At 74.1% G+C, this 12,682-nt stretch carries 11 protein-coding genes; 2 read left to right on the top strand and 9 right to left on the bottom strand.

Features of this window, described 5'->3' with window-relative positions:
* Positions 1-99: 99 nt before the first annotated feature.
* The 4 genes from I4I82_RS28200 to I4I82_RS28185 all read right to left on the bottom strand — a co-directional run bounded on the left by I4I82_RS28200 (position 100) and on the right by I4I82_RS28185 (position 3,756).
* Complete coding sequence (locus tag I4I82_RS28200; RefSeq protein ID WP_218588866.1) at positions 100-915, bottom strand: EAL domain-containing protein; 816 nt, start codon at positions 913-915, stop codon at positions 100-102.
* Between the two features lie 475 nt (positions 916-1,390).
* Entirely contained in the window at positions 1,391-1,729 is a 339-nt protein-coding gene (locus I4I82_RS35110; protein WP_218588865.1) for a DUF3291 domain-containing protein, read from the bottom strand.
* Between the two features lie 176 nt (positions 1,730-1,905).
* Positions 1,906-2,802 carry a tyrosine-type recombinase/integrase gene (locus tag I4I82_RS28190; protein WP_225922414.1) on the bottom strand — a complete coding sequence of 299 codons (897 nt, stop codon included), beginning with the start codon at positions 2,800-2,802 and terminating at the stop codon, positions 1,906-1,908.
* 33 nt (positions 2,803-2,835) lie between these two features.
* Positions 2,836-3,756 (bottom strand): alpha/beta hydrolase, encoded by a 921-nt coding sequence (locus I4I82_RS28185; RefSeq protein ID WP_218588863.1) that lies wholly within the window; start codon positions 3,754-3,756, stop codon positions 2,836-2,838.
* A 111-nt stretch (positions 3,757-3,867) separates the two neighbouring features.
* Here I4I82_RS28185 and I4I82_RS28180 point away from each other — a divergent pair, with 111 nt between their 5' ends.
* Positions 3,868-4,185, top strand: coding sequence for a putative quinol monooxygenase (locus I4I82_RS28180; RefSeq protein WP_226370292.1), 318 nt, complete (start codon positions 3,868-3,870; stop codon positions 4,183-4,185).
* A 24-nt stretch (positions 4,186-4,209) separates the two neighbouring features.
* Here the strand turns inward: I4I82_RS28180 and I4I82_RS28175 are convergent, their stop codons facing one another.
* Positions 4,210-4,728 carry a hypothetical protein gene (locus I4I82_RS28175; protein WP_218588862.1) on the bottom strand — a complete coding sequence of 173 codons (519 nt, stop codon included), beginning with the start codon at positions 4,726-4,728 and terminating at the stop codon, positions 4,210-4,212.
* Between the two features lie 289 nt (positions 4,729-5,017).
* On the opposite strand from I4I82_RS28175, the gene I4I82_RS28170 reads away from it, so the two are divergent.
* Complete coding sequence (locus I4I82_RS28170; RefSeq protein WP_218596234.1) at positions 5,018-6,277, top strand: HNH endonuclease signature motif containing protein; 1,260 nt, start codon at positions 5,018-5,020, stop codon at positions 6,275-6,277.
* Between the two features lie 14 nt (positions 6,278-6,291).
* Here the strand turns inward: I4I82_RS28170 and ilvD are convergent, their stop codons facing one another.
* From ilvD to I4I82_RS28150, 4 genes are all read right to left on the bottom strand, one after another.
* Positions 6,292-7,965, bottom strand: coding sequence for a dihydroxy-acid dehydratase (gene ilvD / locus I4I82_RS28165; protein ID WP_218596233.1), 1,674 nt, complete (start codon positions 7,963-7,965; stop codon positions 6,292-6,294).
* On the bottom strand, positions 7,962-9,308 hold the full coding sequence (locus tag I4I82_RS28160) for an MFS transporter (RefSeq protein WP_218594527.1): 1,347 nt from the start codon (positions 9,306-9,308) through the stop codon (positions 7,962-7,964). Before I4I82_RS28160 ends, ilvD begins: the two co-directional genes overlap by 4 nt.
* Before the next feature lie 84 nt (positions 9,309-9,392).
* Entirely contained in the window at positions 9,393-10,817 is a 1,425-nt protein-coding gene (locus I4I82_RS28155) for a hypothetical protein (RefSeq protein ID WP_218596232.1), read from the bottom strand.
* A 45-nt stretch (positions 10,818-10,862) separates the two neighbouring features.
* Entirely contained in the window at positions 10,863-12,593 is a 1,731-nt protein-coding gene (locus tag I4I82_RS28150; protein WP_225920706.1) for a DEAD/DEAH box helicase, read from the bottom strand.
* Positions 12,594-12,682 lie beyond the last annotated feature (89 nt).

The raw sequence follows: 12,682 nt of genomic DNA, 5'->3' as shown, positions 1-12,682 counted from the left end.
GACGGGGGTGCCCTCCAGGGATGCCGGCAGCATAGGCCGCTCCCGGCGACGCCGGCGACGGTGCGCCGCCGACGTCCTCGTGGCCCCGGGTCAGCGGCGCTACCCGGTGCGACCGGGTGCTGCTCCCATGCCGATCAGCCTGTCGAGCGGGACGGGCCTGCCCAGGTGGTAGCCCTGCCCGTGATCGACGCCCAGCTCGCGCAGGTCGTCGACCAGCTCGGGCCGGTCGACCTGCTCGGCCACGGTCACCAGTCCCAACCGCCGCGCCACGACGACGACGGCGCTGACGAGCGCCCGGTCGACGTGGTCGTGGTCGACATGCGCGACGAAGTCACCGGCGATCTTCACCGAGGTGAACCGCAGGTGCTTGAGGTAGGCGAACGAGCCGAACCCGGCGCCGAAGTCGTCGAGCGCGAACCCGACCCCGGAATCGATGAGCACCGCGGCCAGGCTGCGGGCCGCGGCCAGGTCGGTCACCGCCGCGGTCTCGGTGACCTCGACGCCCAGCCGGGCCGGCTCGACGCCGTGGCGGCGCAGCTCGGCGAGGACCCACGGTCCGAAATCGGGATCCTCCAACGACCGACCCGAGATGTTCGCCTCCAGCCGCAGGCCGAGGGCCCGCGCGCGCGGCGTCGCCAGGGCGCGGACGGCGCGGCCGAGCACCCAGCGATCGAGCCGGTGGATCAGCATGTCCAGCAGCGCCGGGGACAGCCGCATCCGATCGGTCACGACGTCCCAGTCCCAGGTGGCGGTGCCGGGGACGGCCGCGACCGGACCGCCGTCGTAGTCGGTCTCGTCGGACAGTTCGATCATCCGGCCGCCGTGCAGCTCCCTGCTGCCCGCCCGCCACCAGCGCACCGACCCGTCCGGAGCCGGCCAGCGCAGGCGCACCGCGCCGCAGAGGACGGCTGCCACCACTGCGGCGGGGCCTTCGGGGTCCTGCCAGTGCCCCCCTGCGGCTCGACGAGCCGGGCGGCCGCCGCGTTGTGCCAGCGCACGCCGCTGCCGTCGACCACCAGCATCGCCACCGGAGCCTGGCCGGCCGCGGCCGCCACGATGGACGGGATGTCAGCGGGTGGACCCCACTCGTGCGTCACACACGTCCTCTCTCGCGAGCGGCCCCAAGCTCGATCAGGACCTGTCGAACCGCTCTGCCGCAGCCCCCACGATCAGGGGCGTCCGCTCTTCCGAGGGTGCGCCGCAAGATCAGACCGCAACCGGCCGCGCCGCGTCGAGCCGTTGCGCGCGCCGTCGTGGCCGGAAGACGCGGTCGACGCCACGGCGGGGCACCAGCACCTGGGGTGCGCGGCGAGCTGGACAGCTGACGCGGCGACACCTGGAGACCTACGAGCTCGACTACCACCCGCGACCGTGCGGTCGTGCACGCGCACTAGGTTCGCCGTCCACCTACCGTGGACGGGTGACGTGACCACCGCTGCCGTGGCCCCGCAGCGCCCCGTGGGCCGGGCCGCACCGGGCCCTCGGGATCACCGCCGGCCGTGAAGCGGCGTCGCAGCGAGAACGCCCGCGGCGACGGGCCGTGGGTCCGGAGGTGCTGCAGCCGGCGCGCGGCGTCACCCGCGGTGGGACGCGTCCCGGCCGGGATCCACCACAGAGCCGTCGAGGGCTGCCGGGTCGTGGTGAACCACCGGGAGCGGTTCCGCACGAGCCCACCGTGCCCGCTGCGGTAGACGAACTCGTGCAGCGCCGCGTAGTCGCTCCAGATCAAGAGGTTGAGGAACGCCGGCCCCCGTCATCGGTGACGACGACCAGGCCGTGGTCGGCGCCGGTGCCGAGCCGCCACACGAACCCAGGCTGGCCTCGGCGAGCCGGTGGATCCGGTCGAGCGCATCCGACCACGCGACAGCCACGCCGAGGCCACGGATCCGACCATCTGACGGACGGTCAGACCCGATCCCCGCGAGCCGCCCTGCGTGCGGCCGCTGCGGCCCGGACGTCGGCGCCCGACGCCCCGTACCGGCTCACCATCGCATCCGACCGCCAGCCGGCGAGGCGCTTCAGATCGGTCGTGCTCATGTCGTGGAGCATGTGGTCGTGCGCCCAGGTGTGGCGGAACCGGTGCGGGTGCAGTCCCGGGATCCCGGCCGCCTCACCGAGGAGTTCGAGGCGCGTCCGCACGCCGTCGGGGGTGAGGCGACCACGCTGCGACAACCAGAGGTGGTCCGACGAGCTGTGCGGGTTGCCGCCCCGCGCCCGCAGGTAGCGGTCCAGGGCCGAGATCGTGCGCGCAGAGAAGTAGACGGCGCGGGGACGCCCGCCCTTGCCGAGCACCGTGGTCATCTCCGCGTCGAGATCGGTGCCGCTCACGGTCATCTGGCACAGCTCGGACACCCGCACGCCGGTGTCGAGCAGCACCCGGATCAGTGCGTGGTCGCGCCGCTCGAGGAAGCTCCTGCCGTTGCACGACGCGAGCAGCGTCGTGAGCTGCTCGTCGCTCAGGACCTCCGGCGGGACCTCCACCACGGCGGGGACCGGGAGGTTCGACGCCGGGTTCGTGGTCAGGTACTCCTCCTCGACCAGCCACCGACCGAAGCTGCGCACGCCGGCGATCTTCGTGTTCGTGGTCGACGCCTCCCACCTCCCGGACGCGTCGAGCACCCAGCCCTTGAGGTTCTCGCGCGTCACGTCGGCCAGGTCCGCCCGGCCCGTCGAGGCCCGCAGCCAGTCGCAGAACTGCGTGATCGAGAGCTCGTAGTTGCGGATCGTCAACGGGCTGCGCCGCTGCGCACGGAGATCGCGGCGGAACCGGCGATCAACGGGGTGAGATCCATCCTCCGACATCATCAGGCGAGTGAGCGCTGTCGACGCGCTCCGTCAGACCGCCGGCGCTTCGACCCGCAGCACCCGCTGCAGGAATGCGACCTGTGCAGCGGATGATCTCTCGAAGAACTCGCCCGAATAGATGTCGAAGTGACCCGAGGGCAGCTCCAGGATCTCCGACCCGGCCCCGGCCTTCGCGGCCACTGCCCGTACCGCGGCGGGCGGCGCGATGTTGTCGTCGGCGGCCACCACCAGGAAGATCGGAGCCCGCAGCTTCGCGGCGGCGGCGACGGGCCGGTTGAGCGGGATGAACAGGGCCCCGCGGGCCAGCATCTCGTTGCGGAACGTCGGGCCCATGATCGAGCGGTAGCCGTCCTCGGCGCCCTCGGCCGTGATCGCCGCGAGCGAGCCGGGCGGGCCGACGACCGGGATGAGGTGCGGGCCGCGGCCCAGTGCCGAGCCGACGAGGTCGCGCAGGCCGTGGCCGGTGAGCCGCAGCAGCTGACCGATCCCGGCGTACCGCCCGATCTCCAGCAGCGCCGCGAGGCCGTCCATGGCCGCGCCCTGGGAGACCACCGCGGCGACCTGCCCGTCGCGCGCCGCCACCGGCACCACGTGCCCGCCGGAGTAGGAGCTGCCCCAGAGCACGATCCGGTCGGGGTCGACGCCGGGCAGGCCGCGGGCGTGGGCCAGCGCGGCGTGGTAGTCCTGCCGGTGCGCGACGTGGAAGACGTTCTGGCGCGGGCTGCCGCCCGAGGTGCCGTAGCCGCGGTAGTCGAAGACGAGCACGTCGGCGCCGGCCGCGGCGAACCGCTCGGCGAAGGGCAGCAGCCCCGCGTCCTTCGTCGCCCCGAAGCCGTGCGCCATCACCACGCACGGGCGGCCGCGCGGGCCGGTGAGCGCGCCGGTCCCGGCCTCCAGGTACCACGCGGAGCACCGCGTGCCGTGGCTGTCGAACCCGGTCTCGCTCACCATGTGCCGCTCCTCGTCCCGTGTGGCCCCGCACACACCTTCGCCGGGCGGACGCTACCGGTTCGCGGTCTACGGTGATCTCCGTTCACCGCCGAACCACCCCGAGGAGCCCCCGTGACCCTGCCCACCGACGAGAACCGCGACCTGCTCACCGTCGTCGCCACCATGCGCGCCAAGCCCGGCAAGGAGCAGGAGCTGCAGGAGGTGCTCGAGGCCCTCATCGCGCCCACGCGCGCCGAGGCCGACAACGTCACCTACGCGCTGCACCGGGGCGCGCAGGACCCCGCGGTGTTCATCTTCGTCGAGCACTGGACGAACCAGGCCGCCCTCGACGCCCACCTCGGCACCCCGCACCTGCAGTCCGCGCTGCCGAAGATCCCCGAGCTGCTCGACGGCGACCTCGTCATCACCCCGCTGAACCGGGTCGCCTGAGCACCGCCCGGACGACGGCGGCGGTCAGCTCCCCGTGAGGAAGCTGGCCGTCGTCGGGGTGCCGGCCTCGAGGCCGCGCAGCCAGTCGAGGTCGCCGTCACCGAACACGGCCACCGCGCCCGTCAGCAGCCACACCAGCGACGGCAGGAACTCCGACATCAGCACCTGGCGCTTCGCCGGCACGTCGGCCGTGTCCGCCTCGCTCTGCAGCACCCCGGTGACGTACCGCGCCCGCGCCGAGTACCGCTTGCCCATCCGCTCGGTGATCCACCCGAGGGCCTCCTCGACGCGGTCCGGGCGGTCGGCCACGGCCTCGCGGACCAGGCTGAGCAGCCGCACGAGCGTGAGCGTGGCCATCAGCTGCGCCGGGCCGCCGTCGCCGTCGGGCACCGCGCGGGCGTCCAGCTCGACGAACTGTGCCGTGGCCTGGCGACCGGGGTCGGGCGAGGACTCCTCCAGCGTGGCCTCCACCGCGCGGTAGAGCAGGTCGCCGATCGCCTCGGCGGCCTTCGCGATCTCCCGGGCCCCACGGTCTTCCTTCATGTCGGCCAGCCTAGGCAGGGTTCGCGTGGTTCGTGATGGTGGGCCTCGGCGTGCGGTCGGTTCCGGTCCCGTCCGGGTGCGATCGTCGCTCAGCGGTGGTCCCGTGGGGCAGACGAGCGGTGACCGGGTCGGTTGCCGTCGTGGTCGGCCTGCCTCCGAGCCTGAGCACAGAGCGGTTCTGCAAGGCACGCACGGACCAGCCCGTGATCCCCTCAGGACAAGCGCCGAACGGCTGTTGACCTGCGACGACAGGCTACTAATCGAACATGTGTTCGAGTACCCTGTGCTCATGCCATCGAACTCGATCCGTCTCGCGCAGCAGCACCTCGCTGCCGCGTCGGACGAGCTCGCCACCGCCTCCGAGACCGAGCTGCTGTCCGTGCTCACGCTGTGCGAGAACCTCGCCCGGCGGGTCGAGGCCCTCTCCACCGCCGCCATCGCCACTCTCGACGACCAGGGCGCCTTCCTGACGCGCGGCTACCGGTCCACCGCGCGGGCACTGGCCGATCTGCTGCACGTCGATCACCTCGACGCCCGGCGCCGCACGACCGTCGCCGGTGACGTGCACGCCCGCACCACGCTCGACGGGACGCCGCTCCCCGCCCGGCTGCCTGCCACCGCCGCTGCGTTCGCCGACGGCGACATCGCGCTGCGCCACGTCGAGGTCATCGGACGCGTCCTCGCGACCGACGCCGCATCCCGCCTGGCCCCCGAGCAGTGGGCCTCAGTGGAGACCCAGCTCCCCGCCGACGCCACCCGCCTCAACCCCTCCGAACTCCAGACGCTGGGCACCGCACTGGTCGCGCTGCTCGACCAGGACGGCGCCGAACCCGACTCCACTCCGGCCCCGGTGAATGAACTGCGCTTGACCCGTCATGCCAGTGGCGGGTCGATCAAGGGCCGGTTCGAGGACCCCGCCCTCTACGACGCCATCGCCGCGGCCATCGACGCAAAGTCCGCGCCCCTGACGGCTGACGACGATCGACCTGCTGCTCAACGGCAGGCCGAAGCGCTCGCCGACGTGTGCGGTTACGTCCTGGACCACGGCGACCTCCCCGACACCGGCGGCCGCCGACCCGTGCTCACCGTCCTCGTCCGGCTCGAGGACCTCGAGCACCGCGCCCGATCGGCCATGCTCGAGTTCGGCGGCACGCTCACCCCGGCCGCGCTGCGCACCCTGGCCTGCGACGCCGGCGTCATCCCGGTCGTGATGAACGGCGCCGGACAGCCCCTCGACATCGGCCGCGCCACCCGCACCATCCCCGACGGCCTCCGCCGCGCCGTCACCGCTCGGGACCGCGGCTGCGCCCACCCCGGCTGCGACCGCCCACCCTCCTGGTCCGAGATCCACCACATCCACCACTGGGAACACGGCGGCGCAACTGCCCTGAACAACCTGGTGATGCTGTGCAAAGCCCACCACCGCCAGATCCACCACACCGACTGGCAGGTGAGGATCCGCGACGGGCTACCCGAGTTCGTCCCACCCCGCTGGATCGACCCCGCGCAGAGACCCCGCCGCACGGCCCTCGCCCACCTGGCCGCGTAGTCGGCGCGCGCCGACTACCCGCAGACCGCCCCCTGCGCCGCCGACCCCACGAGCTTCGCGTACTTCCCCAGCACCCCGCGCCGCAGCTCGGGGGTGGGGGCGGGCGCCGACCACGCCTCCCGCCGGCGCGCGAGCTCCGCCTCGTCGACGACCAGGTCCAGCGTCCGCGACGCCATGTCCAGCACGATCCGGTCGCCGTCCCGGACGAACGCGATCGGCCCGCCGTCGACGGCCTCGGGCGCGACGTGCCCCACGCACAGCCCGGTCGTCGCCCCGGAGAAGCGGCCGTCGGTGAGCAGCAGGACGTCCTTGCCCAGCCCGGCGCCCTTGATCGCCCCGGTCACCGCGAGCATCTCGCGCATCCCCGGCCCGCCGCGGGGCCCCTCGTACCGGATGACGACGACGTCGCCGGGCTGCAGGTCCGGCACGGCGTCCATCGCGCCCTGCTCGCCGTCGAAGACGCGGGCGGTGCCCTCGAAGCGCGAGGAGTCGAACCCGGCGCTCTTGACGACGGCCCCCTCGGGCGCGAGCGAGCCGTGCAGGATCGTGATGCCGCCGGTGGGGTGGATGGGGTTCGACAGGGCGCGCAGGATCTCGCCGTCGAGGTCCGGCGGGTCGATCGCGGCGAGGTTCTCCGCGACGGTGGAGCCGGTGCAGGTGAGCACGTCGCCGTGCAGCAGCCCGGCGTCGAGCAGCGCCTTCATGACGACGGGCACGCCGCCCACGCGGTCGACGGTGGACATCACGTGCGCCCCGAACGGCTTGACGTCGGCGAGGTGCGGCACGCGGTCGCCGACGCGGGTGAAGTCGGCGAGCTCCAGCGGCACGCCCGCCTCCCACGCGATCGCGAGCAGGTGCAGCACCGCGTTGGTGGACCCGCCGAACGCCATGACGACGGCGATCGCGTTCTCGAACGCCTCGCGCGTGAGGATCTGCCGGGCCGTGATGCCCTTCTCGATCATCCCGATCACGGCCTCGCCGGACGCGCGGGCGATGCCGTCGCGTCGGCGGTCGACCGCGGGCGGGCTGGCCGAGCCGGGCAGCGCCATCCCGAGCGCCTCGGCCGCGCTCGCCATCGTGTTGGCCGTGTACATGCCGCCGCAGGCGCCCTCGCCGGGGCAGATCGCGCGCTCGATGGCGTCGACCTCCTCGCGCGTGATCAGGCCCCGCTGACACGCGCCGACCGCCTCGAACGCGTCGGCGATCGTCACCTCCCGCTCCCCCACGTACCCGGGCATGATCGACCCGGCGTAGAGGAAGACGGCGGCGAGGTCGAGGCGCGCCGCGGCCATCAGCATCCCGGGCAGGCTCTTGTCGCAGCCCGCGAGCAGCACGGTGCCGTCGAGGCGCTCGGCCTGCACGACGGTCTCGACGGAGTCGGCGATCACCTCGCGGCTGACCAGCGACCAGTGCATACCGACGTGACCCATCGAGATGCCGTCCGACACCGAGATCGTGCCGAACTCCATCGGGAACCCGCCCGCCCGGTGCACGCCCTCCTTGGCCGCGAGGCCCAGGCGCTGCAGCGAGAGGTTGCACGGGGTGATCTCGTTCCAGCTCGACGCGATGCCGATCTGGGGCTTGCCGAAGTCCTCGTCGCGCATGCCGACGGCGCGGAGCATGCCGCGCGCGGCGGTGCGCTCCAGGCCGTCGGTGACCTCGCGGGACCGGGGCTTGATGTCGCTCATGAACGGACTCCTGCCGTGGTGGGGGCCCCATCATCGCGGGTGCCCACCCGGCGTCCCACGACCAGGACGACCACGGCGGCCAGCACCATGAACCCGGCGACGACGAACATGCCGGCGCGGAAGTCACCGGTGACGCCCTGCAGCCACCCGGTCAGGTACGGCCCGACGAACCCGGAGAGGTTGCCGAAGGAGTTGATGAGCGCGATCCCCGCCGCCGCGCCGACGCCGGTGAGGAACGTCGGCGGGATCTGCCAGATCACCGGGATCGCGGCGAAGACGCCCGACGCGCACACGCACATCGCGGCGATCACCAGGTAGGGCGAGTCCAGGAACAGCGCGACCGCGACGCCCGCCGCCCCCACCAGCGCCGGCACGGCGACGTGCAGGGTCCGCTCGCGGGTGGCGTCGGAGTGCCGGGCGTTGAGCACCATCACGACCGACGCGACCGCGTAGGGCACCGCGGTGATCAGCCCGATCTGCACGAGCGAGAACTCGACGCCGAACTGCTCCTGCAGGTCCGACACCACCTGCGGCAGGAAGAACGCCAGCACGTAGAGCCCGAACACCACCCCGAAGTAGACGACCGACAGCGCGACGACCCGTCCGTCCCGCAGCGCGTCGCGCATCCCGGTGGTCCCGGGCACCTGCGCGGCGTCCTCGGCGGTGATCCGCGCCTCCAGCGCGCGGGCCGCGTCGGGCTCGAGCCAGCGCGCCTTCGTCGGGCGGTCGGGCAGGAGCACGAGCACCAGCAGCCCGACGAGGACGGCCGGCACGCCCTCGGCGAAGAACATGAACCGCCAGCCCTGCTCGAAGCCGAGCACGCCGTCGCCGTTCTCGATGAGCCACGTGGACAGCGGCGCGCCCAGCACCGTCGACAGCGGCACCGCCAGGAAGAACAGCGCCACCACCCGCGCCCGCCGCGCCCGCGGGAACCAGTAGGTCAGGTACAGGATGATCCCGGGGAAGAACCCGGCCTCGGCCACGCCGAGCAGGAACCGCACGGCGTAGAAGCCGAGCTCGTTCGTCACGAACGCCGTCGACGACGCGACGATCCCCCAGGTCACCATGATCCGCGCGATCCACAGCCGTGCGCCGACCCGGTGCAGGACCACGTTGCTCGGCACCTCGAAGAAGAAGTAGCCGACGAAGAACAGCCCCGCCCCCAGCCCGTACGCGGCGGCCGACAGCCCGAGGTCGGGGTTCATCCGCAGCGCGGCGAAGCCGACGTTCACGCGGTCGACGTAGTTGAGCAGGTAGCAGAGCCCGAGGAAGGGCAGCAGGCGCCACATGGCGCGCCGCACCGCCGCGTCGACGAGCGGGGACCCCTGGACGTCATCGGCCATGCGGCACTGCCTACCCCGGGTCGCGGACGGGGACAAGCGGGAGCCAGGAGCGCCCTGACCAACGCGGCGTTGGTCAGGACCCTCCTAGGGCACCCGGGGCGCCAGCGCCTCCAGCACGGCGCGGTTGACCGCGCAGAGGTCGGCCTGCGTCCCGCGGGCGAGGGTGACGACGCCGGCCAGCCCGTTGCCCAGCTGCATCGTCGACAGGCACAGGGCCGCCTGGCCGGGCGCCGGCGGGGCGCGGTGCTCCAGGCCGGGGCGGTCGCCGAACCGGGTGGCGACGCCGGGACGCGCGGCGGGGTCGACGCTGTAGGCGCCCGCCGCCGGGCCCCAGCTCACGACCGACAGCAGCGCGTCCGAGGCGTAGTCGCAGCCCACGCGGTAGAGCGTGCCGGCCTCCACCGGTGAGGGGAACGGGCGTGGGTCGACGCCGGGCGGGCGCACCTCGGCGGGGAACGCGGACCAGCCGATCGTCGCGCAGGGGTCGAACGGCGCGCCGACGTCGTCGGCGGTGGGCAGGTCCTCCAGCGAGCCCAGCGCGAGCGCCCCGGCGGCGGCGGGGAGCGGGCCGGGCAGGGTCGCGGCCGCCCGGTCGACGCCGGTGCGGGCGGCGTCGCAGCCGGGCGCGGTCACGGCGAGGGTCTCGCGGAACAGGTAGGGCAGCGACGGTACGAGCAGCGTCGCGTCGCTGACCTGGCGGGTCACCGTGCAGCCGGACGGGGCGTCGTCGACGACCTCGACCCGGCCGTCGGGCAACATCCCCGCGACGCCCTCGACGTCGACCTCGACCTGGGCCAGCCCGAACGCCACCGCGACGCCGGGCGCGGAGCAGGTCCGGGGCCCGCCGACGGTGACGCCGGCGGGCGCTGGGTCGACGGCGGCGAGCGCCGCGCACGGGTCCTGCTCCCCCAGCGCGAACGCGGGGTCGGTGCCCGCGGCGGCGCGCAGCGGCGGGGCGTCGATGCGGGGCAGGACGTCGGCGAGGTAGTCGCCGGCCAGCGCGCAGGAGGCCGCCGGGTCGTCGGCGACCTCGCCGCGCACGACGACGCCCCAGCCCAGCGCGACCTCGCGGGCGTACCCGCACTCGGGACGCCCGTGCGCCTCCTCGGCCGGCGCGACGGGCGGGAAGGAGCGGCCGCCGATCTCGCGGGGGGCGCCCGGGCCCCGCACGAGTTCCGCGACCTCGATCGTCACGTAGGACAGCGCGCCGTCGGCGGCGGACTCCAGCGCGACCTCGCAGCCGTCGTGGCCGCGGACCGGGCGCAGCGCGAACGCCACGGCCCCGGAGGCGCGCTCGGCCGCGGCGACGTCGTGCATCGCGCAGACGTCCCACGACCGCAGGACCGCCATCTGCCCCGCGAGGACGCGTTCGGCTTCGTCGAAGGGCAGGGCGGCGAGCGCGGCGTCGCGGGCGGGTGAGCCGGTGCCGGGCACGGTGGCCGAGCACCCGGCCCCGGTGGACCCGGCCGTGAGCGCGGCCAGCACGGCCACCGCCGTCCGCCAGCGCATGGACGAACGCTAGCAGGACGACGTTGGGCCGTTCGGCCTAGTAGATCAGTCCCGGCTGCCGGCGGAGGCGAAGCCGCGGTCGCGGCGCACGTTGGCGCGGCGGCCCTTGAGCGTCGTCGTGCCGCGCAGGCTGCGCAGCACGTCGTCGGCGGCGTGCTCCGGGATCTCGACCAGCGCGTGCCGCTCGTGGATCTGGATGGCGCCGATGTCGCGACCCGTCAGGTTCGACTCGTTGGCCAGTGCGCCCACGATGTCCTGCGGGCGCACACCGCTGGCGCGGCCGGCGTTGACGAACAGCCGCGTGGTGCCGGCCTTCGGCGCCCGGGTGCCGGCGGCGCCGCCGCGGCCCCGGGAGTCGCGGGCGTCGCGCGGACCCCGCGAGTCGCGCGAGCCCGAGCGCGGCGCGCTGACCACCGGGATGTCCTCGCCGTCGTCGGGCGTGCCCGCGGCGGCGGTCATCAGCCGGATCGCGGCGGTGGCCACGTCGGCGGCGTCGAACTCCTCGGCGAGCCCGGCGACCACGGCGGCCACGCCGTCGTCGTCGGCCGGCATGTCGGCCAGCGCCTCGCGCAGCGCCTCACGGGTGCGCTCGAGGCGGGCGGCGCGCAGGTCGGCCGCGGTGGGGACGGCGGCCATCTCGATGGTCTGGCCGGTGAGCCGCTCCACGTTGCGCAGCGCGTAGACCTTCGACGGCGGCGCCAGCGTGATCGCGACGCCCTCGCGCCCGGCCCGGCCGACGCGGCCGATGCGGTGCACGTAGGCCTCGGAGCTCTGCGGTACGTCGTGGTTGACGACGTGGGTGAGCAGGTCGATGTCGAGGCCGCGGGCCGCGACGTCGGTGGCGACGAGCAGCTCGGTGCGCCCGCTGCGCAGCCGCTCGACCACGCGGGTGCGGTGCTCCTGGTCCATGCCGCCGTGCAGCGCCTCGGCGCGCAGGCCGCGGCCCGTGAGCGTCTCGGTGACCGCGTCGACGTCGAGCCGGGTGCGGCAGAAGACGATCGCGGCCTTGGGGCGCTCGGCCTCCAGGACGCGGCCCAGCGCGGCGGTGGTGTGGGTGCGCGGCACGAGGTAGGCGGTCTGGCGGACCTTGGGGGCCTCGCCCTCCGCGACCTCCTCGCGGCGGATCCGCACCGTGACCGGCTCGCGCAGGTACTTCTGCGCCAGGGTCTCGATGCGCCGCGGCATGGTGGCGCTGAACAGCACCGCCTGCCGGGTGTCCGGGGTGGAGTCGAGCAGCGTCTCGATGTCCTCGACGAAGCCCATGTCGAGCATCTCGTCGGCCTCGTCCAGGACGACGACCTCGAGGTCGTGCAGCTTGAGCGCGCCGCGGTTCATCAGGTCGATCGCGCGGCCCGGGGTGGCGACGACGACGTCGACGCCCTGGTGCAGCGCCTTGAGCTGCGGGCCGACCGGCGCGCCGCCGTAGACGGTGAGCACGCGGGCCTGCAGCCCGGCGCCGTAGCGCTGGACGGCCTCGGACACCTGCAGCGCGAGCTCGCGGGTGGGGGCCAGGATCAGGCCGAACGGGGCGGCTCCGCGCTCGCGGGAGGGGCGCTGGTCGGCCATGCGCTCCAGCATCGGCAGCGCGAACGCCGCCGTCTTGCCGGTGCCGGTGGCCGCCTGGCCCAGCAGGTCGCGGCCCTCGACCAGGGGCGTGATCGCCTGGGCCTGGATGGGGCTCGGGTGGGTGTAGCCCAACTCGTGGACGACGGCGAGCAGCTCGTCGCGCAGCGGCAGGTCGGAGAAGGCGGGCAGGTCGAGGTCGAACTCAGACAAGTGGAATCTTCCGTCGCAGTCAGCGGGCACACGTCGGCGTACCCGCGGGCGAGCCCGCGGGCCCTCTGCACGAGTTCTGCCTGGCCGTT

Origin of the sequence: Pseudonocardia oceani, assembly GCF_019263585.2 — a bacterium.
GTDB classification, from domain to species: Bacteria; Actinomycetota; Actinomycetes; order Mycobacteriales; family Pseudonocardiaceae; genus Pseudonocardia; species Pseudonocardia oceani.
The sequence above is the reverse complement of the archived record's forward strand: the minus strand, read 5'-3'. Positions and strand labels throughout refer to the sequence as shown.